General features: G+C 69.5%; 18 protein-coding genes. 5 read left to right on the forward strand and 13 right to left on the reverse strand.

Features of this window, described 5'->3' with window-relative positions; translation table 11 throughout:
* Positions 1–187 precede the first annotated feature (187 nt).
* From dacB to Raf01_RS38210, 5 genes are all read right to left on the reverse strand, one after another.
* Entirely contained in the window at positions 188–1,768 is a 1,581-nt protein-coding gene (dacB, locus tag Raf01_RS38190) for a D-alanyl-D-alanine carboxypeptidase/D-alanyl-D-alanine endopeptidase (protein ID WP_203922981.1), read from the reverse strand.
* A gap of 117 nt (positions 1,769–1,885) precedes the next feature.
* A complete protein-coding gene (locus tag Raf01_RS38195) occupies positions 1,886–2,680 on the reverse strand; it encodes a crotonase/enoyl-CoA hydratase family protein (protein WP_203922982.1) in 795 nt (264 codons plus the stop codon).
* Positions 2,680–4,914, reverse strand: coding sequence for an acetate--CoA ligase family protein (locus Raf01_RS38200; protein WP_203922983.1), 2,235 nt, complete (start codon positions 4,912–4,914; stop codon positions 2,680–2,682). Before Raf01_RS38200 ends, Raf01_RS38195 begins: the two co-directional genes overlap by 1 nt.
* Positions 4,915–4,919: 5 nt before the next feature.
* Complete coding sequence (locus tag Raf01_RS38205) at positions 4,920–5,693, reverse strand: enoyl-CoA hydratase/isomerase family protein (protein WP_203922984.1); 774 nt, start codon at positions 5,691–5,693, stop codon at positions 4,920–4,922.
* Between the two features lie 118 nt (positions 5,694–5,811).
* Entirely contained in the window at positions 5,812–6,804 is a 993-nt protein-coding gene (locus tag Raf01_RS38210; RefSeq protein WP_203922985.1) for a MurR/RpiR family transcriptional regulator, read from the reverse strand.
* Positions 6,805–7,074: 270 nt separating this feature from the next.
* Here Raf01_RS38210 and Raf01_RS38215 point away from each other — a divergent pair, with 270 nt between their 5' ends.
* Complete coding sequence (locus tag Raf01_RS38215; protein ID WP_203922986.1) at positions 7,075–8,523, forward strand: amino acid permease; 1,449 nt, start codon at positions 7,075–7,077, stop codon at positions 8,521–8,523.
* 186 nt (positions 8,524–8,709) lie between these two features.
* Here the strand turns inward: Raf01_RS38215 and Raf01_RS38220 are convergent, their stop codons facing one another.
* The 4 genes from Raf01_RS38220 to Raf01_RS38235 form a co-directional block, all read right to left on the reverse strand.
* Positions 8,710–9,333, reverse strand: a complete 624-nt coding sequence (locus tag Raf01_RS38220; protein ID WP_203922987.1) for a hypothetical protein — start codon at positions 9,331–9,333, stop codon at positions 8,710–8,712.
* A gap of 665 nt (positions 9,334–9,998) precedes the next feature.
* Positions 9,999–11,306, reverse strand: a complete 1,308-nt coding sequence (locus Raf01_RS38225) for an ABC transporter permease (RefSeq protein WP_203922988.1) — start codon at positions 11,304–11,306, stop codon at positions 9,999–10,001.
* Between the two features lie 61 nt (positions 11,307–11,367).
* A complete protein-coding gene (locus Raf01_RS38230) occupies positions 11,368–12,066 on the reverse strand; it encodes an ABC transporter ATP-binding protein (protein ID WP_203922989.1) in 699 nt (232 codons plus the stop codon).
* A gap of 67 nt (positions 12,067–12,133) precedes the next feature.
* Positions 12,134–13,570: an ABC transporter permease gene (locus Raf01_RS38235; RefSeq protein ID WP_203922990.1), complete on the reverse strand. Its 1,437-nt coding sequence runs from the start codon at positions 13,568–13,570 to the stop codon at positions 12,134–12,136.
* 762 nt (positions 13,571–14,332) lie between these two features.
* Between Raf01_RS38235 and Raf01_RS38240 the strand changes: the two genes are divergently transcribed.
* Positions 14,333–15,478: a sensor histidine kinase gene (locus Raf01_RS38240; RefSeq protein ID WP_239134290.1), complete on the forward strand. Its 1,146-nt coding sequence runs from the start codon at positions 14,333–14,335 to the stop codon at positions 15,476–15,478.
* Positions 15,475–16,140 carry a response regulator transcription factor gene (locus Raf01_RS38245; protein WP_203922991.1) on the forward strand — a complete coding sequence of 222 codons (666 nt, stop codon included), beginning with the start codon at positions 15,475–15,477 and terminating at the stop codon, positions 16,138–16,140. Before Raf01_RS38240 ends, Raf01_RS38245 begins: the two co-directional genes overlap by 4 nt.
* Here the strand turns inward: Raf01_RS38245 and Raf01_RS38250 are convergent.
* From Raf01_RS38250 to Raf01_RS38260, 3 genes are all read right to left on the reverse strand, one after another.
* Positions 16,128–16,820 (reverse strand): ABC transporter ATP-binding protein, encoded by a 693-nt coding sequence (locus tag Raf01_RS38250; protein WP_203922992.1) that lies wholly within the window; start codon positions 16,818–16,820, stop codon positions 16,128–16,130. The genes Raf01_RS38245 and Raf01_RS38250 overlap by 13 nt on opposite strands.
* Positions 16,821–16,854: 34 nt before the next feature.
* Positions 16,855–18,273 carry an ABC transporter permease gene (locus Raf01_RS38255; RefSeq protein WP_203922993.1) on the reverse strand — a complete coding sequence of 473 codons (1,419 nt, stop codon included), beginning with the start codon at positions 18,271–18,273 and terminating at the stop codon, positions 16,855–16,857.
* Between the two features lie 132 nt (positions 18,274–18,405).
* Complete coding sequence (locus Raf01_RS38260; RefSeq protein WP_203922994.1) at positions 18,406–18,681, reverse strand: hypothetical protein; 276 nt, start codon at positions 18,679–18,681, stop codon at positions 18,406–18,408.
* Positions 18,682–19,228: 547 nt separating this feature from the next.
* Between Raf01_RS38260 and Raf01_RS50130 the strand changes: the two genes are divergently transcribed.
* On the forward strand, positions 19,229–20,494 hold the full coding sequence (locus Raf01_RS50130) for a sensor histidine kinase (RefSeq protein ID WP_239134291.1): 1,266 nt from the start codon (positions 19,229–19,231) through the stop codon (positions 20,492–20,494).
* A complete protein-coding gene (locus Raf01_RS38265; RefSeq protein ID WP_444544550.1) occupies positions 20,481–21,092 on the forward strand; it encodes a response regulator transcription factor in 612 nt (203 codons plus the stop codon). Before Raf01_RS50130 ends, Raf01_RS38265 begins: the two co-directional genes overlap by 14 nt.
* A gap of 67 nt (positions 21,093–21,159) precedes the next feature.
* Here Raf01_RS38265 and Raf01_RS38270 read toward each other — a convergent pair whose 3' ends face one another.
* On the reverse strand, positions 21,160–22,176 hold the full coding sequence (locus Raf01_RS38270) for a hypothetical protein (protein WP_203922996.1): 1,017 nt from the start codon (positions 22,174–22,176) through the stop codon (positions 21,160–21,162).
* Positions 22,177–22,319: the final 143 nt, after the last annotated feature.

Genomic DNA, 22,319 nt, shown 5'->3' on the forward strand with positions numbered 1-22,319 from the left:
TCCCCACCAACCAGCCAGTACCCGCAGACCAAGCGACTTCGAGACACGCCGTAGGCGGGCGCAGGCGAACGGGCTGGCGATTTTCGGACGTCATCCCCTGGAACCTCGGGGCTGACAGCCGCGGCACGGGCCCCGACCGGCGGTCGGGGCCCGTTTCCGCATCACGGCGTCCGGGCACCGATCGTCATCAGCATGCCTTGACCCAGGAGCACTCCACCGCGTCGTCCGTGACCGGGGCGTTCCTCGGCGCCCTGGGTACCGCCGCCGGCGTCACGCCATCGGGCGTGGATTTCGCCAGCGTGACGCCGATCGCGTCGAGCAGCGGGGTCACGGCGCCCAGGTAGTTGTTGATGATCGCGGAGAACACCAGCAGCCGCCCGCTCGCGTCGGTGACGTATCCGGACAACGCATTGACGCCGGTCATCGACCCGGTCTTGCCGTGCAGGTTGTTGGCCGCCGGAGTACCAGCCATCCGTGAGCTCAGCGTGCCGCCGACCATCCGGTCGGCCACGCCGGCGATGGGCAGCGCGGAGTACCACGTGCCGAACCACGGCTTGCCCCGCGCGGCGACCAGCAGGTTGGTGATCTGCTGGTTGGTCAGCAGATCCTGGCGGCTGAGCCCGGATCCGTCGACCTGGCGGATCGTGGAGACGTCCACGCCCATCGCGCTCAGCACGGTGTGTTCGGCCGCGATGCCGGCCGACCAGCTGCCGACCCCGGCGACCTTCTGGCCCATCGCCTTGGTCAGCGCCTCGGCGTGAATGTTGTTGGACAGCTTGAGGAACGGCACAAGTAGTTGCGCCAGCGTCATCGACGGGTGGTCGGCCACCTCGTGCGCGCCGGCAGGGGTGGCCTCCTCAGCGGTACGACCAAGGACCTTCACACCGTGCCGGGCCAGCGCGTCACGGAAGACTCCGGCCGCGTACCCGGTCGGGTCCCACACCGCCATCCACTCCTTGTCCGTGGGCACACCCGCGGGTATCGAGCCGGTGACGACCATGGTGTCCGTACCGTGGTCGCGGGTCACGTCCAGCGTGTTGGCGCTGCCCGCCGGGCCAGTGGTGGCGCGGTTGTCCACCCGTACCGAGTTGTTCGCCGGCACCAGGGTCACGGTCGGCGCGTGTCCGGCCGTGGTACCCGTGGTCTGCACGATCACCGAGCCAGCGTCGTAGTCAGTGTCTGGTGCCAGGGTCAGCGCGGAGATCTGCGCGGCGTAACTGTACGGCTCGTCATCCCAGGCCCAGTCGGCACCCAGCCGCTGGCTGTCGAAGAAGGTGTCGTCGGCGACCAGGTCGCCGGTGACCACCCGTACACCGGTCTGGGCGAGCTGCCCGGCAAGTTGGTCGTAGTCGGCGGCGAGCATGGTGGGATCGCCGCCACCCTTGAGGTACACCGAGCCCGCCAGGACGCTGCCGTACCGCTGGCCGCCGGTGAGCACCTTGGTGTGGAACCGGTAGTCGGTGCCCAGCACCTCCAGTGCCGCGGTCGAGGTGAGCAGCTTGTCGTTGGAGGCCGGGATCAGCCGCCGGTCGGTGTCGTGCGAGTACAGCACGGTACCCGACGCGGCGTCGCGTACCTGGACGCCGACGCTCGCCCCGTCCAGCCGGGTGTCGGCAAGGATCTGGTCCAGTGCGGTACTCATGCTGGTGGTGGCGGCGTGCGCCGGAGTGAGGGCGAGCACCACGGGTGCTGTGGTCGCGACGACCAGCATCGCGCTTCCGGCCACCAGGGCGGTGCGTAGCCGGGGTAGGTGCATGAAACTCTTCACGGTTCTCCCGTCAAAACGATCGACATAGAGCCTTAGCAATAGACCTCATGGTCACCAGGCGGCCGGCCGGAGCCGGGGCCATACGATCCGGAGCCACGCGGGACCCACTCCCCCGGGTCATCCGAAGGCGGCCGGACGCCTGTCCAGCAGCGCCGTGACCGCCTCGTGGTGATCCTCCGTGTGGTGGGCGATCGCCTGGTAGGCGGCGGCGAGTTCGAGGTGGCCGCCGAGCGTGTGGTGCTGGCCCTCGCGAATCAGCTTCTTCGTCATCCGCAGGACGTCCGGCGGGTTCGCGACGATCCGGCCGGCCAGCTCGGTCGCCGCGGGTATGAGCCGTTCCGGCTCCACGACACGGGAGACGAGTCCCCAGCCCAGCGCGGTGGCGGCGTCGACCCCTTCGCCGGTGAAGGCCATCTCGCAGGCCCGGCTGAGCCCCACCGCCCGGGGCAGCAGCCAGGCGCCTCCGTCGCCGGGGACGAGACCGACCTTGACGAAGCTCTCGGCGAAGACAGCCGTGTTGGCCGCGATCCGGATATCACACATCAGCGCGAGGTCGCAGCCGGCGCCGATGGCCGGGCCGTTGACCGCGGCGATGGTGGGTACCTCGCAGTGGTACAGCGCCAGGGGGATGCGTTGGATGCCGTGGCGGTAGCCTTCCCGCAGCCGCGCCGGGCCGCCGGCGAACATGCCCGAGCGGTCCCGCATGTGCTTGAGGTTGCCGCCGGAGGAAAAGGCCGGGCCGGCACCGGTGATGATGACGGCCCGCACGGACGGGTCGCCGTTCGCCTCGGCGACGGCCCGCTCCAGCCCGTCGACCATCTCCGGTTCGGAGATGGCATTGCGGGTCTCCGGCCGGTTGAGGGTCAGCGTGAGGATGTGGTGCTCGTGGGATACCAGGATGGGATCGTTCATCAGGAACCTGACCCTTCGGCGGCGGTGTCGACGACGACGCGAACGTCGACCGGGTGCAGGGTGTCACCGGCGGCGATGACCGGGTTGAGGTCGAGTTCGCGGAGTCCGGGCGTGGTCGCCACGAGGTCGCCGACGCGCACCAGGAGTTCGACGAGCCGGTCGCGGTTGACGGCGGCAACGTCGCGGTGGCCGTCGAGCAGCCGGGAAACGGTGGTTTCGTCGAGCATTTCACGCGCCTCGAGGTGGGTGAGCGGGGCCGCGCGGAACGTCACGTCCCGTACCGCCTCGACCAGGGTGCCGCCCCCGCCGAACGCGACCACCGGACCGTAGATCGGGTCGACGGTCGCCCCGACCAGCAGCTCCGTCCCGGTGCCGGCCATCGGTGTGACGAGCACCCCGGTGATGTCGGCCGCGGGCACGTTCGCCGACACCTCCTCGACCAGTGCGCGGTACTCGTCCGCGGCGCGGTCCGCGGTGACGCACAGCCGGACCCCGCCGACATCCGACTTGTGGACCACCTGCGGCGAGACGACCTTGAGCGCACACTGCCGGCCGTACCCGGCGACCGCGGCCGCGGCCTGTCCCGCCGAGCCGACGAGCCGCCAGGGGCCCACGTCGATGCCGCCCCGCTCGACCAGCCTGCGGGCCGCCGGTTCGTCCAGCACCTGACCGCGGCCGGTGGGGCGGGTCGGGACGTGATGCAGCGCGAGCGTGGAGCGCTGGTCGGCGGTGTGCAGCCGGCGGCCGCGGCGGTACAGCGCGGCGACGACCCGCACCGCGTGGTCGATCGAGGAGAGCACCCGCACGCCGCCGTCGCGCAGCATGGCGTGGTTGTACGGCCGGTCGGCGGCATAGCAGCTCTGCACGACCAGCGGGATGCCATGCGCCCCGGCGAGTTCGAGAAGCCGCCCGGCTGTGCGGTTCTCGCTGTCCCGCAGCCGCGGATCGAACCGCAGGTGGTACCCGCCGAACAAGCCGACCAGCAGGACCAGGCCGACCTGCGGGTCGGACATGAGCGCGTCCACGGTGTCGGCGAACAGGCTGGGATCGGTGTCGGTGGCGCCCGCGGCGTCGACCGGGTTGGCCAGCGCGGCACCCTCTCCCAGGACGGTCCGCAGCCGGCGCAGAGTATCCCCGGACAGTTCGGCGAACTCGACCCCGGCCATGGTGAGCGCGTCCGCCGCGAGGGCGGCGTGACCGCCACCGTCGCTGAGCACGGCGACCCTGGTCCCGGCGGCCATCGGGGGCAGGGTCGCCAGTGCCCCGGCCACCACCGCCAACTCGTCGCTGCGGTCGACCAGTTCGACGCCGGCCTGGCGCAGGACGGCGGTGGCGACCCGGTCGGATCCGGCGATCGATCCGGTGTGCGAGAGCGCCGCGCGCTGTCCGATCTCGGAGCGGCCGCCGCGCAGCAGCACGACCGGCCGGTGCCGGCTGGCCTCGGCCACAGCGACCAGGAAGGCGCGACCGTCCCGGAGTCCCTCGCAGTGCACCGCGATCGCGCCGGTCTGCTCGCGGCGGGCCAGGTACGAGACGCACTCGTCGTAGCGGACGCCGGCCTGGTTGCCCAGGCCGACGCAGATGTCGAAGCCCGGGCCGCCCAGCTCGCGGTTGTCGGCGGCCAGCGACAGCAGCATGTTGCCGCTCTGGGCGATCACGCTGATCGGACCGGCGGGCACGTCCGGCAGGCCGACCAGGTTCGCCCCGGTGCCCACGTTGAGCATTCCGGAGGTGTTGGGTCCGACCACGTGGATGCCGGTCCGGTCGATGACGGCTCGTAGCCGCGCCTCCAGTTCCGCGCCGGCGGCGCCGGATTCCCGGAAGCCGCTGGCCAGGACCACCGCGCCGGCGACCCCGGCCGCCGCGCACTCGGCTACCACATCGGGCACGAGACGGGCCGGGGTGGCGACCAGTGCCACGTCGACCGGGTGCCCGATGCCGGCGACCGACCCGGACACGGGCAGCCCGAGGATGCTGTCCGCGTGCGGGTTGACCGGATATACCGGGTACGGGTAACCGGCCGCGAGCAGTGCCCGGATGGCCTGGTGGCCCCGCTTCGCGGGGTCGGCCGAGGCGCCGACGACCGCGATCGACCGCGGGTCGAACAGCCGGTCGAACCCGTCCCGCGCGGTCGGGCGGGTCGGGTCGCTTCCGGCCGGATCGCCTCCGGTCGGATCGGGCGCGGGCGCGGGTGATCCGGCCGCCGGAGTCGCTCTGGCGGCGTCGATCGTCATGCCGCTCACCGTCCCTGGAACACCGGTTCGCGGCGCTCGGCGAAGGCCGCGACGCCCTCCGCCCAGTCCTCGGTCTGCATCATCGCGAGCAGGTCGGTGGCCTCGTCACCCAGTGCGTCGCCGAGCGAGGCCGATCGGTTGAGGGCGGCCTTCATCCGGGCCAGCGGCAGTGGCGCCTTGCGCGCGAGCCGGTGGGCTAGTTCGTCGGCGGCCTCGTCGAGATCCTCGGCGCGGGGCGCCGCGGTCGCCAGTCCCCACGCGAGCGCCTGCCGCCCGGTGAAGCGCTCACCGACGATGAGCAGCTCGGTGGCCCGCCGTAGCCCGACGAGACGCGGCAGGCGGTGGGTCACGCCGCCGCCTACGAAGGTGCCGATGGAGACCTCGGGGAACCCCATCATCGCGTCCTCCGCGACGAGCAGGAAGTCGGCGCTGACCGCCAGCTCGGCGCCCGCACCCAACGCGTAACCCCGCACCGCCGCGATTACCGGGGTGGCCATCGTCTGGATCCGCTCGCACACCCGCTGCCCGAGATCGACGTACGCGGCCAGGTCGGCCTGGCTCCGAGTGCCGGCGGAGTGGGCCTTGAGGTCGGCACCCACACAGAAGGCCCGCCCCTGCCCGGTCAGCACCACGGCGCGTACGCCCGGGTCGGCGTCCGCGACGGACAGGTGCTCCATCAGCTGGCCGTAGAGCGCCTCGTTCACGGCGTTCAGCCGGTCCGGTCGGTTCAGCGTCAACCGCACCACCGCATCGGCGCGCGCGACAAGTACCTCGCTCATCGTTGTCGATCCCCCTCAAAGTACGCCGCGGTCCCGCGCGCAGCCGCCGGGAAGGGCGCGCACCCGGCCGCCCTCAGTCTTGTGCAAGCCGGGTTGCGTAGCAAGGGTCAATCGGCAACTACGGTTGTGCGCGCTTCCGCCCGGACGCCGCGCGGCGCGACCCACGCGATCCGGGCCGGTCCGACGGGTTCTCACGAGCGCCGGGCAGATCCGCCGGCACCGGACCGGGCAGGACCGGAGCGCTCTCGGCATAGACGCCGAACGCGTCGAGCAGGCTCTCGTCGGTGAGCAATTCCGCGCGGGTACTGGTGCCCCGGCGCACCGCCACGGCCGTGGTCAGCGCCTGGGTCACCGAGGTGAAGGCCGACAGCGAGCGCAGGATGGTGACCCCACCGGTCTCGACATAGAACGCGATGTCGGCGGCGGCCGCGAGTGGCGACGACGGGTCGTCGGTGAGCGCGATGGTCTGCACGCCGCCGCGCCGCGCGTGGTCGAGAACGCGCACGGTGTCGGCGGTGTACCGGCGGATGCCCACCACCACGAGCACGTCGCCGGGACCGATGTCCCGCAGGTCGTCGACGAGCAGGCCGGGCACGGCGCCGATCTGGCGGACCCTCGGGCGCACCATGTGCAGCAGGTAGGACGCCAGATGGGCCACCGAGAAACACTTGCGCAGCCCGAGAACGTGTACCGACGCGGCGTCCGCGAGCAACTCGACGGCCCGCTCCCAGGCCGCGTGGTCGATCCGGGCGAACGTACGGGTCAGGTTCCGGCTGTCGTGCTCGACGACCGCACTGAACAGTTCCCCGGTAGCGGTGTGCTGCTGCGCGTGCTCCAGCCGCCGTACCAACTGGGCGTCCGAGGCCAGTTGCTGTCGGCACAGGCCGACCAGCGCCGGATAGCCCGACAGGCCGAACAGGGTCGCGAAGCGCACCAGCGACGACTCGTGAACCTCGGCCACCCGCGCCGTTTCCGCGATCGTCCGGAACGCCGTACCCTCCGGGTCGTCGAGCAGCACCTTCGCGATGCGCTGCTGGCCGGCGGCCAGCTTGGGCAACTGCTGCTGGAGCAGCACGCGCAGCTCCGCGTAGGTCTGTGGGACATCGGCCATGGCCAGCACCTCTCGCCGGGTGGGGCGGCGGCTGGGCACCGGCCACGCTCCATGACGCAACGCTAGTTGCGTGACCCGAAAGCCAGCAACCAGACGGGACGGCGGGCTCCGCCGCGGCCCGCGAACCGGGGCGAGTGCCGCCAGCATTTGCACATTGCACGAAAACGGGCGCTTGACCGAACCCGACTTGCGTACGCAAGCTGTGACGCAACTCTAATTGAGTCAACCGTCACATCTCACTCGACTCCCTGCCGGTCCGGAGGTATATCCATGGCCGTTCAGCTTCCGCCCGCACCACCACCCGAAACAATGTCGACCGAGCCGGAGCCGCGACGCGGGCTCCGCCCGGCCCTCAGCAGCCGCCAGCTCACGATGATCGGACTCGGCGGCGTGATCGGCGCCGGCCTGTTCGTGGGCAGCGGCAAGGCGATCCACTCGACCGGACCCGGCGTCGTCTTCGCCTACGCCGCGATCGGCGTGCTGATCGTCCTGGTCATGCGCATGCTCGCCGAACTCGCGGTCGCTTCGCCCGAGACCGGTTCCTTCTCCGCCTACGCCACCCGTGAACTCGGAACCTGGGCCGGACTGGCCGTCGGATGGCTCTACGCGTACCACTGGTGCATCGTCGTGGCCTTCGAAGCCATCGCCGGGGCCGCCATCGCCCACAAACTCGTCCCCGGCGTGCCCACCTGGCTGGCCGCCCTCGTCTTCATGGCCGTCCTGACCGGGGTGAACCTCGCCGCGGTCAGGGCGTTCGGCCGCTTCGAGTACTGGTTCGCGCTCATCAAAATCACCGCGATCGTGCTGTTCCTCGTGGTCGGCATCATCGCGATCGTCGGCCTGCTGCCGAACGTCTCGGCCCCCGGCCTGACCAACCTCACCGGCCACGGCGGCCTGCTGCCGCACGGCTGGACGCCCGTGCTCCCCGCCCTGCTCACCATCTTCTTCTCCTACTTCGGCACCGAACTGGTGACCGTGGCGGCCGGCGAGTCGGTCGACGCGGCCAAGACCGTACGGCGCAGCATCCGCAGCGTGGCCTGGCGCATCATCGTCTTCTACGTCGGCTCGATCGCGGTCGTGGTGACCCTGCTGCCGGCCTCGTCCGCCGAGGTGACCGCGAGCCCGTACGCCGCCGTACTCGCCCATCTGCACGTCCGCGGCGGATCCACGGTGATGAACCTGATTGTGCTCACCGCGGTGCTGTCCTGCCTGAACTCGGGCATCTACTCGTCCTCACGCATGACGTACTCGATGGCTCGCCGCGGCGAGGCGCCAGCCGCGCTGGGCCTGGTCAACTCCGCCGGGGTACCGGCCCGGGCCGTGCTGGTCGCCTCCGGGGCCGGGTTCATCGCCGTACTCGCGAACTACTTCCTGCCCACCGATGAGGTGTTCACGTTCCTGCTCAACTCCTCCGGCGCGGTCGCGGTGGTGGTTTACCTGTGTGTCGCGGCGACCCAGATCGCCGGGCGCCGCCGGCTCGGTGCGGAGGGCAGCGCGGCGTTGCCGGTCAAGATGTGGGCGTTCCCGTACCTGTCGGTGTTCGTGGTGCTGGCCCTGATCGCGGTACTGGTAGGGATGGCCTTCTCCCCGGCGAGCCACCAGCCCCTGATCCTCACCTCCGTGGTCACCGTCGTCGCAGTCATCGCCGGGTTGGTGTGGCAGCGCCGCGGCAATGCCGGTTCCGAGGCACCGGCCGCGGCCACTGTCCCGGCCGAGTGACCATCCGGCGCATGCCGCGCCGCCGGTGACCGTGCCGCCTCGGGCCGGCCGCCGACGAGGGCCCGGGAGGGTGTTCCCGCCTCCCGGGCCCGCACGTGCGCATTGCTTCTTCCGTCAGCTGGGTTTCCTCTGTCAGCTGGGTTTCTTTCTGTCAGCTGGCGGCACCGCCATCCGCCGGGCGGCCCATCACGTGCTTGCCCACCGCGACGAACGGGGCGCGGTCCCGTTGTCCGCCTCATCGCGGCGATGAATCTCGATCAGTTCATCGCGGTACCGATGATCCGCCGACGGTAGTTCGTCACGCACGTGAGCACCGTTCTCCCACCACTGCGCCAGACCTCGGCCCAGCTTTTGGCCAGCACGGGTGTGCACGCAATGGGCGTAGTCCGGGACGTCAACCAACGCCTCCCCGAGAGCTACCTTCGTAGCGACCCAATCGGCGTGCTCGGAACTGGTCCGGTCCTTGGTCGCAGAAGCGAGCAAACGAACGGCATGGCACGCCATCATCCAGACCCCGCCCGGGCTGGCATTGAAGTTGCGATGGAGCACGTCGATCAGAACAGGTCCCATGGGCAGACCCATGCCCACGTCTTCGACCGCGATGAGCTGTAGACGCCGCCACAGGTGCTGGGCGACATCCGGCGAGGTTATGAACATCTCGTAGGCGGCGAGAACGGCGTTGTCGACGTGACCGCGCCTGATCTCCTTCTGGAGGACAGAGACGAGGTCGTCCACGGGAATGCCGTGAGGCGAAACGATTTGCGAGTAGGGATCCTCGGTGAAGTGGCCGGGACCATAGAAACGTGGCACGAGATCGACGCTCCTTCCGCGTCGCAACGACAGACACGTCCGACATGCGGAAGGGGTCTCTAGCACGCGCAGCGTAGCACGGGCGACTGAACTCACGCCCGATCGTGCCGCCGCCTCGGCGCACTCGACGACGGGAGCCAGGTCCGGGGCAAGAGCACCGTCCGCTGGGAATGACCGCGATCACTGATCCGATGGAGGCGCCTCCATCGGGTCAGTGATCGCCGCTTGGCGCTTGGCTGGCGGCGACACCCTACGCGTTATGGAGCCACCCACTGCTGCCAGAGAGAAGCGCGGTGTCGGCGGGTGAACGCCCGCTGTGACAACGGCAGCGCACACTCCCTCGGACAGTCCCTACTGGCCGAGCAGCGTCAATGCCTTGGCCGCGTCCGGGTCGTGGTTGGTGAACACGTCGCGCGCGGTGATGGGGAGGTATATGTCCGGGGGCAACGCCGATCCCGTTGATGATCTCGCCGTCGGGCCAGGCTCAGGCAGGCGGGTATGGCTGCTATCAACCACCACCTGGCTCTCGGCGAACGTGTCACTGAGCGGATCTCCATTCGTTGTTGGTTGGCCAGGTCTGGAAATTGGACGCGATGGCGTCGCGACTACATCAGCGCCGGTGCGCCGGCCGCGTGACCCATGGCCGGCGAGGGACCGGCCGGGCATTACTCGGTCGCGGTGAGAGCATGGGCTGGTTGTAGTCGGGTGATGCTCCACGCTGCGATCGCGCCGGCGATCAGGGCCGCGGTGATGGCAAGCAGGGTTGCTGCCGCGATCGTGCCCGTGCCGGTGTGTACGTTGAGGTGCACGGCGACGTTCTGCGAGTCTGTGCCGGTTGGGTCGTCGACGGTAGCGGTCAGGGCGGGTGCGATCGCGTTGACGAGGCCGATGCCGCAGTAGCCGACCGCGACCCCGAGCGCCGCTCCGGCAAGACCGATTGCGGCGGACTCGGCTACGACCTGGGTTATCACGCGCCGGCCGGTCCAGCCCAGCGCCTTGAGGGTTCCGAATTCCCGGGTCCGCCGGGTGACAGAGGCGAGAGTGAGCAGGCTGGCGGTAGCGACGGTGGCCAGCAGCACGCCCACAGTGAGCCAGGTGCCCAGGTCGTGAGCGAGGGCGGTAGCGCTTGCCAGCGAGCCGCTGACCGCCTCGGCGAGGTCGCGTGAGCTGGTCACGGTGGCCGAGGGCAGCAGGGCGGCGAGTTCCGCTCCGACGGTACCGATGTCGGCCGCACTGGTCGCCGCGATGTAGATCGTGCTGACCTTCCCCGCCAGGGCGTGTGCGTGTTGGCCGGCGGGCAACTGCTGCGCGGCGGCTAGCGGGAGGTAGATGCTGGCGGCACCGCTAGCAGCGGGCTGGTCGACGACGCCGATGGTGGTGAAGCGGATCCCCGCGATGACGAGTGTCGATCCGATACGAAGCTGGTGGGCTGCGGCGTACCGGGTGTCGATGACCGCGACCCGGCTGTCGGTGTCGGACGGCGACAGGGAGCGGCCCGAGCGCAGTGTCGCGGAGGTGTAGGGCCCGAGGCCGGGGCGGGTGACGTCGATGCCGTCGATCCTCGTTGTGGTGGGGATGGCGGCCGAGCCGGCTGGGGGTGGGCCGATCTCGGACAGGACCAGAGAGCCCGCGACGTGGGCGACGTGCGCCAACCGGGCGACGGCGTCCACTGTGGATGCGTCCATCGAGGCGCCGCCGGCCACGGACAGACCCGGGGTGCTCGCATCGCGCGCGCGGGAATCGCTGGGCGCGTGGTCGCGGTCACCGTTCGGCGGCGGCTTGGCGGTTGCCGTGACGTCGGTACCGATCCCGTTCAGCGTGTCCAGCACCGCAGTCTGTGCGCTGCCAACGGCACCCGTGCTGGCGGTGACGGTGATAACGAGTCCGACCCCGACAGCGAGTCCTGTGGCGACGAGCAACGCCTGGCGTGAGCGGTGCCGCAGTTCCCGTCGAAGATAGGTCAGCGTGAACACGGGAAGTCCGATCGTCGCTGCGGCGGCCGGCAGCGCATGGAGAAGTCGGTTGGCATGCCGGTCAGTCGATCGGCGTGTCGGTGGGATCGATGGTCAGCCGACCGTCGTGCATGACGGCGACGCGTTCGGCGTGGGCGGCGACGGCGCTGTCGTGGGTAACGAGCACGAGGGTGAGCTTGTTGGCGGTGGATACCTGTTCGATCAGCGAGAGAATCTCGTCTCGCGTGTCGATGTCGAGGTTGCCGGTGGGTTCGTCGGCGAGTAGCACGCTGGGTTCCTTGACCAGGGCGCGGGCGATACCGACGCGTTGTTGCTGACCGCCGGACAGCTCGGAGGGCAGATGACCGGCTCGATCCGCTAGGCCCACGGCCGCCAGTGCTGCCGCCGCGCGTTCCCGGCGCTGGATCGCAGGAGTAGCCAACGGAACGAGAGCGGCTTCGACGTTCTCGATCGCGGACAGAGTGGGGATGAGGTTGAACGCCTGGAAGACGAACCCGACCCGTGTCGCGCGGAGCTCGGTCAGCTGGGACTCCGTCATCGCGCTCAAGTCGTGGCCGTCGAGGACGACGCTGCCGGTGCTCGGCCGATCCATTCCCCCGAGCAACTGCAGCAGCGTGCTCTTGCCACTGCCGGTGCGGCCCTGGACGGCGAGCCATTCACCGTCGGCGATTGACAGGTCGAGTTGCTGTACCGCGGTGACCATGCCGCGCGCGCGGCTGCGGGCGCGGAAGGTCTTGGATACGCCGGTCAAGGTGTACATGAAGTTCTCGATTCATCCTGAGTAAACGGGTAGGCAGTCGGAACAGGCGCTGGCGCCGGGCGGCCGGTCAGACGACACGGACCAGGGCGTGGGCGGGGTGCAGCCGGGCGGCACGCCAACTGCCCAGAGCGCCGGCGAGGACCGCGCCGCCGATCGCGAGTGCGATCGCGACCAGGATGGTCGCCGTACTGACGGTGGCGTGCAGGTCGACGCCGACGGTGTGCACGCCGCCGGGCAGCGTCATCGTCTTGAGGCTCCCGTTGCCGATCAACGCGCCCTGGGGCGGGGTCGAGCCGGGGTTCAGGGCGACGACTGCGGTCAAGGTCGGGGCCACCGCATCGATGACGGTCGCGCCGAGGAACCCGAGTCCGATCCCGATCGCGGCCCCGGCCGCGCCGATCACCAGCGACTCGGCCATGATTTGGGCGACGATCCGTCGGGTACGCCACCCGAGTGCCTTGAGCGTGCCGAACTCGCGAACCCGCCGGCGGACCGCGGCCGTGGTCAGCAGGCCGGCCAGCGCGAACGCGGCCAGTAGTAGCGCGGCAGCCAACCAGCGGCCGAGGTCGGTGGCAAGCCTGGTCGCGGTGGCCAGCGAGCCGTTGACCTTGCTGGCCAGATCCGCCGAGCTAGTCACGGTAGCGGTCGGGAGCAACGCCGCGATCTTGGCATGCACGGCACCGATGTCCGCCGCGCTGGCTGCGGACACGTAGATCGCGTTCAGCTTCCCGGCGAGGTGCAGCGTGCCGGAGGAGGCAAGTGCCTGAACACGACCGAGCGCGATGAATACCTGTGCCGGATTGTTGGCTGCGGGCTGGCCGATCACACCGATCACGGTGAACCTGACCTTGGCGATCGTGATCTGCGAGCCCACCCGCAGGTGATGCGCGGCCGCGTAGCCGGCGTCGAGGACGGCGACATCAGACTCGGCGTCCCCGGCCGCAAGAGATCGGCCGGACGTGATCGTGCCCGAGGCGTACGGACCGAGCTTGAGGTGGGCCACGTCGACACCGTCGAGGCTCGTCGAGGTGAGGCTGGGCAGCCCACCGGATGCCGGTGGCGAACCCACGAGCGTGTGGCTCAGGCTCAGGCCACCCGCGACGCCGGCAACGCCCGGGATCTTCGAGATAGCGGCCAGGGCTGAGGAATCGAGTAGCCCGAGGCCGGGTGGCGACCGGAAGACCTCCTTGCCCGCGTCGTCGGCTCCGAGCATGCCCTGACTCGCATTCGTACCGCCCGAATCCGCAGCGTCGGAGGAGGCTGCCGTCGTCACCGAGATGTCGGTGCCCACCCCGTTCAACGCGTGCAGTACGGCAGCCTGCGCCTGGCTGACGCCGGTCGACGCCGCGGTCAGCGTGACCACGGACGCGACACCGACCGCCAAACCGATCGCGATGATCACCATCTGCCTCGCCCGGCCGCGGAGGCCGCGCCAAAGGTACGTCACAAAGAAGCTGCCGGAGGTCGTCGATGCCGAATGCCTACTGTCGCCCAACGTGGTCATGACCCGCTCCCCGGCAGCGGAGGCAGGCTCGTGGGCGCGTGCCCGGACGGCACGAACGGCGTACCCAGAGGTGGCAGCGAGCTACCACCAGGACCGCCTGTCGCCCCGTTCTGGTTCTGCTGCTGCTGAACCTGGCCCGGGCTGGGCGAGCCGGTACCTGGCCCGTCACTGGGCGCCGGCTTGCGGCATGCGGTGGCGCCGAGCAGGCACAGCAGAACCACAGCGGCATAGACCGTGCTACGCGCGGCCGACGGCCACCCAGTCGCGGCGGATGCCGCGGGAGACTGCTCTGCGGTTCCCGCCCGTAGTGTCTGTTCCATGTCCCTCACGTCCTCGTCGGTCCGGGATTGGATGCAGGGACGTTTGTACGCAAGAGGTGGTAACAGGAGTTCGACACGAGCTGTTGCACCCCTGTTACCCGGCCTGAGGCATGCTGAGCAGCGGCCCCATCGCGTCCAGCCCACTCCGTTCCCTGCCCCGAAATGGCCAGACTGGCATCGGGGACCGAAGCGGGAGGTTCTCGATGGCGAACGTGCGACCCGCATGGAAGAGGGAAGGTGGTGACCCGGCGTGAAGAAGCCGGCGGGGACTGCGACGGCGACGCTGCGGGCACCACATGACCGGATTCGGGGCCATCACAGGGTTGCGCCGGCGCCTGCCGCACCGCGTTGCGAATCGCCGCCCGCCCGTGACCGTCAATGGCCGCGGCTGAGGCTGCCGTCGCGTACGGTCCGATCGCGTCTGACCCTGCTCTACGGGGGCTTGTTTCTCCTGTCCGGTCTCACGCTGCTGGCGATCACCTACCTCCTGGTGCGGTACACCACCGCCCACATCCAGATCACCACCACCCCGACCGGCCCGCACGGCACCCAGAGCGGCCTGCCCGGTGGGGCACTCGGCCCTGCCCCGACGCGCGCATCATCCTCGGTCGCGTCGCAGCTGCACCACACCTACCTGCGCCAGTTGCTCGTCGAGTCCGGGGTCGCCCTAGCGATCATGGCGGTGGTGTCCATGTGGCTCGGCTGGCTGGTAGCCGGCCGGGTGCTACACCCGCTGCGCACCATTACCGCGACCGCTCAGCGGATCTCACAGGAGAACCTGCACGAGCGCCTGGACCTACCCGGCCCACGCGATGAACTCAAAGACCTCGGTGACACCATCGACAGGCTGCTGGCCCGCCTGGAGACCGCATTCGAGGCCCAACGCCGCTTCGTCGCCAACGCCTCCCACGAGCTACGCACCCCGCTGGCGATGATGCGGACCTCGCTCGACGTCGCCGAAGGCAAACCTCAACCCATACCCCGAGAGGTCACCGTACTCGCGGGCAAGCTCCGTGAGGGACTCGATCAGGCCGACCGGCTGATCGAGAGCTTCCTCACCCTGGCCCGCGCCGGCCAGGGCACGCCCGCCAAGGACGCCACGGTCTCGCTGACCGATCTCGCCGCCGCCGCGCTGGCCGCCCGCGAGCGGCGCGCGGCCGACCTGGGCGTACGCATCGACCACACGCTCGCCCCCGTCGAGGTCACCGGAAACCCGACACTGCTCCGACGCCTGATCGACAACATCCTCGACAACGCCCTGCGCTACAACCATCCCGGCGGCTATGTTCACGTCGACTGCCGCGTCGACAGTTGCGGCTCCGGAAACCCCACGGCTCGTCTGGTGGTCGAGAACACCGGGCCCCTGCTGCACGACGCAGACGTGCGACACCTCGGCCAGCCATTCCGCCGCCCCGCCGCCGACCGCACCACCACCGGCAGCGTCGGACTCGGACTGTCGATCGTTGCCGCGATCACCGCCACTCACAACGGCACCCTCCGCCTCACCGCCCGGCCCCAGGGCGGACTGCGCGCCGCCATCGACCTACCATCCGCCACGCCGGCCCGGGCATCGAAGAATCCACGATGAGAGTGCTCGTGGTCGAAGATGTCCACCGCCTCGCCGACGACATCGCCGAGGGACTACGCGACCACGGCATGGCCGTCGACATCAGCTACGACGGCCTCGACGCCGCCGCCAAGCTCGACCTCAACCGCTACGACGTCGTCCTGCTCGACCGCGACGTACCGGGACTGCACGGCGACACCCTCTGCCGGACGATCACCCGCTCCGAGGACCCAGCCATGATCCTCATGCTCACCGCCGCCGGTTCCAACACCGACCGGGTGACCGGGCTGAGCCTCGGCGCGGACGACTACCTACCCAAACCCTTCCACTTCCCCGAACTCGTGCTGCGAGTACGGGCCTTGGCCCGGCGCCGACCCACCGCGCGACCACACATCCTCAAAGCCGGCGGCATCGAACTCAACCCGCTGTACCACACCGCCACCCGCGACAGGCAGCCGCTCGACCTCACCGCCAAGGAATTCGGCGTCCTCGAAGCGCTGCTCCGCGCAACGCCGGCCCCACTGAGCGCCGAACGGCTGCTCGAACAGGTCTGGGACGAACGCGCGGACCCCTTCACCAAGACCATCGCCGTCACCATCAGCCGGCTACGCCGCAAGCTCGGCGAACCACCCGTCATCGACACACTCCCAGGAGTTGGCTACCGCATCACTCAGGACGGTTGAGTCCCGGTGTCCTGGCGGATGGACAGGCAGCCGTTCCTGATCTCCGCCACGCGCGGCGCGCGCTCGACGATGGCCGTGTCGTGCGTGACCAGCACGAGGGTCAGATGCTGTTCCCGCCACAGCCTTTCAAGCAGTGAGATGATCTCGTCGCGTGTGTCCTCGTCGAGGTTGCCGGTGGGTTCGTCGGCGAGCAGTACCTTCGGCTGTTTGACCAGAGCCCGAGCGATACCCACCCGCTGCTGTTGGCCGCCGGACAACTCGGACGGCAGGTGTCGGGCCCGGTCGCCGAGCCCGACGCTGTCCAGCGCCCCTGCGACCTGGGCGCGTCGCTGCTCGACCTTCACGCCCAGCGGAACCAGGGCCGCCTCGACATTCTCGGCGGCGGTGAGGGTGGGGATCAGGTTGAATGCCTGGAACATGAACCCGATCGAGGCTGCCCGTACCCGAGTGACGGTGCTCTCGGGCAGGCTGGTCAGGTCGCGGCCGTCGAAGGTGACCGTCCCGCGGGTGGGGCGGTCGAGGCCGCCGAGGATCTGCAACAGCGTGCTCTTGCCGCCGCCGGTGCGGCCCTGGACGACCAGCCATTCGCCGTCCGCGATGTCCAGGTCCACGCCGCGCAACGCCTCGATGGTCTCGCGGCGCTTGCGATAATTTTTGGTGACTCCGGTCAGCGTGTACATGATGTTCTCCCCATCGGATTGCTCTGATCGTTGATCATTCGACCCGGCCCAGGGCCTCGACCGGGCGCAGCCGGGCAGCCCGCCAGCCGCCGAAGGATCCGGCGATCAGACCACCGGCGATCGCGAGGATGATGGCGAGCACGATGGCGGTCACGGTGACGGGCGCGGTCATGTGCACGGCGACCGTGTGCGTAGCGCCCTGCGCCACTTGCCGGTGCATGCCGCTGTCATTGAGCGAGACGTTTTGCGGCGGGGCGGAGCCCGGGTTCTGGGCGACGGTGGCCGACAGCGTCGGGGCGAGTGTGTTGATCACGGAGACCCCGCCGAAAGCCATCGCGACGCCCGCCACCGCGCCGAGGATGCCAGTGACAATCGATTCGCTCATCACCTGGGCGACAACCCGCGAGCTTCGCCAGCCCAACGCCTTGAGCGTGCCGAACTCGCGTACCCGCCGGGCCACAGCCGCAACCGTCAGCAGGCTGGCCACCGCGAACGCGGCGATCAGCGCCACGATCGCCAGCCATCGACCCAGTTGATTGGCCAGGCTGGCCGCGCCTGCCAGCGAACCGGTCACCGCGTTCGCCAGGCTGGCCGACGAGGTCACCGTAGCCGAGGGCAACAGGGTCGCTATCTCCTTCTGCACGGCATCGATGGTCGACGCGTTGGCCGCCGCGACATAGATCGTGTCGACCTTGTCGTTCAGGTTGGCCAGGCCCTTGAACTTCGCCAGGGCCTGGGCGCGGGCGAGCGGGATATAGATGTCCGAGGAGCCGCCACCGCGCGGCTGGCGGACGATTCCGACCACACTGAACTTCGTGTAGCCGATGATGATCGTCGACCCCACGGTCAGCCCCTTGGTCGCGGCATAGCTGGAGTCCACCGCGGCGACGTTCGAGCCGGCATCGGTGGCCGTGAGAGAACGCCCGGAACCGACCTGGGCCGAGGCGAACGGGCCAAGGTGCGGGTGGGTCAGATCCACCCCGTCCACTGTGGACGTCGTCGGAAAGGCGCTCGCCGGTGGCTTGCCACCGGGACCGAGGCTGGCCGCCGAAGGTACGGTCAGCTTCTGGTCTACCAGCGACAGTCCGCCGGCGGCCGCGGTTACTCCGCGCAGCCGCGCCACCGACGCCACCGACGCCTCGTCCAGCAGGCCCAAGCCGGGTGGCAACCCGAGCAGGTCCAGCTGCTGGTCCTTCGCACCAGGGGTCAGGCCGAAGTCGCTGGCCTGTGGCGAGCCCGGCTTCGGTGGCGGCGGTGGCTCCATGGTGATCGTGATATCGGTACCGATCCCGTACAGCGCATGCAGGACGGCCGCCTGCGCGTTCCTGACCCCGGCGGTGGCGGCGGTAATGGTGACCACCAGGCCGATCCCCACCGCGAGCCCGAGGGCGATGACGACGGTCTGACGCAACCGTCGCCGCAATTCACGCCGTAGATACAACAGAAGGAACACGCTATCCGCCCTCCCCGCCGCGCCGACTGAATGGGATACTCGACATGTCACACCCTCCTTGTCCGGCACTCTTTCAGCCGGCCGCGTTGAATTCGTTCGGCAGAGACGGGTCTGCGCATTCCAGCGATCGCGTCACTGCCCACCGGGTGCGCTGTTCGGGCCGGAGCCCGATCCGGAATCCAGCCACTGCGATGGCGCCAGCGGCCTGCAGGGGCCATTGATGGCCGCCTGGAACTGCGGCGATCCCGGGTCGATCCCACTGTTCGGCCCGAGCTGGCCGGGCTGGCCGTTGGGATCGGGAAAGTTCGGTACGCCGTGGGCGCGCATGCACGCCGCGAATTCGACGGTGAAGCTGCCGACCGACCCGCCCTGCCCGCTGCCGGGCGGGGCGGAGGCCCCGGTGCTCACCGAATTCTGATCGCTGCCGGAGCTCGCCCGTATTCCCCCCGAACTGCTATTCCCTGGGTCAGGCTGTGCCGAGCCGAGCGCGCAACCGGCGACGATGAACATGATTCCCGCCAGCACGGCTGCCGCCGTACCGACCCGTCGCGGCTGGCCACGTCCTCGGGAGGTCTGGGGTGTCGGCGCTACGGCCGGCGTGATCTGCATGTCGCCGTCTTCCCTCCATCTCGTGGATTCGACGTTCGCTCCAGCGACAGCGTTCGTTCCAGGAACTGCGGTCACTCGAGGAAACGCCAGGTCACCCGAATCGGGCGCGGGTGTATCGGTGGCGTGGTGGTGCATTGCATTCCGCGCCTGTCGCAAGCCGTGCGGTGGACAGCCAACCGCGGCAACACAAAGCTAGAGGGCGCGTTGCGCGCTCGACAGTAGAAAATGTCACCACAATCTGCGGGCAGCTACGACGCGGCGCGGCGCGGCGCTATCGTTGGGCCCCTGACCCGTGAGTCCGGTCGGCGGTCTCAGCAACAGTCACCTGGGAAGCACTGGAGAGGCGATGAGCGCGACGCCCCCGCGAGCACGGACCGTGGTGCTCGTGCGCGTGGTCGCCGGCCTCGCGCTGCTGCCACTGATTCTGTCGGTGGTCACACCGGGGCACGGCTCGATCAGCACGACGGCGGTCACGACCGAGACCGACGCCCACTGGACCCCGTTCCAGTCCGTCATCGTCGTTTCCGCTGGCGCGCTGTACCTGCTGTACTGGCTGAGGATCTGGCCGCACGAGCGCGTCACCCGTACCGTGACGGCATGCCTGACCGCGTTGGCCGCCTTGGCCGTGGTCGACGAGGCCGTCTTCCGCTCAGTCAACCTGTGGCTGTACACAGTCGTCGTCGTCGGCGCCGCGCTGCGCCCCCGCGTTGCGGTGCCCGCAGTACTGCTCATCGCCGCCGCAACCACGTTCGTGGCGCTCCGCTCGCCCGGCCCGGGCTCGGGCCAGACGGGGACCGCGTCCGACGGGCAGGCCCGTCAGACGGCCTCACGGCCTGGTTCGACCCCTGTGCCGCTGCCGGGCTTGTCGGTCTGGCTCTCGGTTCAACTGTCGGCGGCCACGGTCGCTGCCCTGCCAGCACTGATCGCCGGGCTCGGCACGACGATGGTGAGCTCCCTAAGCCTGGCCAACCGACAGCTGCGTGCCGCCCGGGTGCTACAGGTTCAGCTGGCCGCTCAGGAGGAACGCACCCGGGTCGCACGTGACCTCCACGACACTCTCGGCTACAGCCTCTCGCTGATCGCGGTCAAGCTTCAAGTCGCTGAGCACCTGGCCCGGGCCGGCGACGTCCAGGCCGCCGCTGAGGTCGGTGAAGTCCGTCGGTTGACCCTGCAGGCGTTGGGCGAGGTGCGCGATACCGTCAGCGGATACCGCCAACTCACCATCAACGCCGAACTCACCGGCGCCAGGATCGCCCTGCAGGCGTCGGGCATCGCCCTGCATTTGCGCGATCATCACGGAGCCCTCATCCCGGAGGTGGAGGCGGCCTGCGGCTGGATCATCCGCGAGGCCACGACCAATGTCATCCGGCACAGCCAGGCCAAGAACTGCCGCATCAGCCTCGAACGCGGTGAGGGCACCGTTACCGTGTCGGTCACCGACGACGGCCAGACTCCGCACCGCAACGGCAGCGGTACCGGCCTGCGGGGACTTGGCGAGCGCGTCCAAGCCCTCGGTGGCCTGCTCACCGCCGGATCCGCCGCACCCGGCCCCGGTTTCCGGCTCAGTGCCCGGATCCCCGTCAACCCCGACATCCGTCGTGACTCCGATTAGCGTTCTGCTCGCCGACGACCAGACCATGTTCCGCACCGCGGTGCGCAGGCTGCTGGAATGGGAGGGCGACATTCGGGTCGCAGCCGAAGTTGCCGAGGGAGACCAGATACTGCCCGTCGCGCTGCGCGTGCGGCCCAGCGTCGCCATCATCGACATCGAGATGCCCGGACTCGACGGCCTGACCGCGGCGGCCCAACTCCATCAGCAGTTGCCCGAGTGCAGGATCCTGATGTCGACCACCTTCGGTCGGCCCGGCTTTCTCGAACGCGCCCTGTCCAACGGCGCCACCGGCTTCGTTCTCAAAGACGCTTCGGTCGACGTGCTCGCCGCGGCCGTCCGGCGGTGTGCCACCGGCGCCAGAGTCATCGACCCCGGACTGGCGGCGCAGGCACACCGCCTCGGCCCGAGCCCGCTCACCAGCGGAGAGCGGCAGGTACTCGCCGCGGTGGGAACCGGCGCCAGCATCAGGGAAATCGCCCGCGAGTTACACCTGTCGGAGGGCACCGTGCGCAACCGCATTTCCAGCGCCATAGACAAGACAGCCGCGCGCAACCGAATTGACGCCATCCGCATCGCCAGCGAGAACGGATGGCTCTGACTGAGGCGACGGATACCGCCGCACCTACGGCGGTTCAGGCTGCCAGCCGCAGAGAACGGTGATACTCCTACATGTCGTCGGCCGCGACGAAGATGCCCAGCGTGCTCTGCTGGTTCGGCACCGTCTCGTTGGGGGACGCCTCGACGCCGACCCAGCCGTGGAAGCGTCCGTCGCTGTCGATGATCTGCAGCATCGGCTTGATGTGTGAGTTGCCCGTGTAGCAGTACTCGCCACGGCCGTCGGCGTTCGCTTCGCACCAGTGCTCCAGAGCGTTGCGGCGGTCGGTGGCACCGGGATACGGGAGAGTGAGGTAGTAGTCGATCATCGGCTTGCCGTCGGACGCACGAGGGTTGCAGGCAGTCGCGGTGTGCTCGTCGGACAGGCAGGTGTTGCCGGTGCACACCTTCCACGGGTGGTCGAATCCCGTCGACACCGTGTGATTGATCGAGCCGTTGTTCCAGTAGTAGCCGTCACTGCGTAGCGGAGGGGCGTCCGAGGCGATCTGCGTAACCGACACCCGAGTGTTCCATGCCGCCTCGCTGCCATAACCCCAGCCCGCGGTCTGGCCGTAGCTGGATGCGCTGAACGTGAGCTTGCCAAGCTTGCCGGCGATCGGTTCGCTGACCGTCCAGTCCTCCCAGATGCCACCATCCCAGGTGATCCGCAACGCCGATCCGTTGACCGCGTAGGTACCGCTCAGCGCATCGGGCGCGGTCGTGCTCTTGAAACCGTCGGCGGTACGCACATAGCAGTCCCGCGCCGGACACCCGGTGGCCTTGATCCCGGTCGAGACCCGGACGAAGGATCGACGGTGGGTCCAGTACCAGTGGGTCGAGGACACCGTTCCGTCATCATTGAACGTGTACTGCGCGAGGCGTACCCAGGCGGTTGCCTCGTTGGCGACCACCCGGCCGACGCTCACCACGTAGTGGTGCATTCCGGCGGGCGGGGCGACCACCTCGGCCGTGGCCGTCGATGTGACCGGCCCCGCGGCGGCGGCCGGAGTGGTCAGCGCAAACCCGATGACGCAGGCCGCGGTGAGCAGGCGACCGCCGCGCGCGAGGGCAAGTCGGGACAGCTTCATGGAAATCCAACCTCCGCCAGTAGGCGCCCTACCGCGATCGGCACGGCCCGGGTCGGCACTCGTTGTGTGGACCAAAATCGCGGTCGGCCGCCAAGCCGTCGCAGCGTCGCAACCGCCGCCGGGATGAAGTTGCGAGACATATT

Origin of the sequence: Rugosimonospora africana (assembly GCF_016862975.1) — a bacterium.
In the GTDB taxonomy this organism is placed as follows: Bacteria; Actinomycetota; Actinomycetes; order Mycobacteriales; family Micromonosporaceae; genus Rugosimonospora; species Rugosimonospora africana.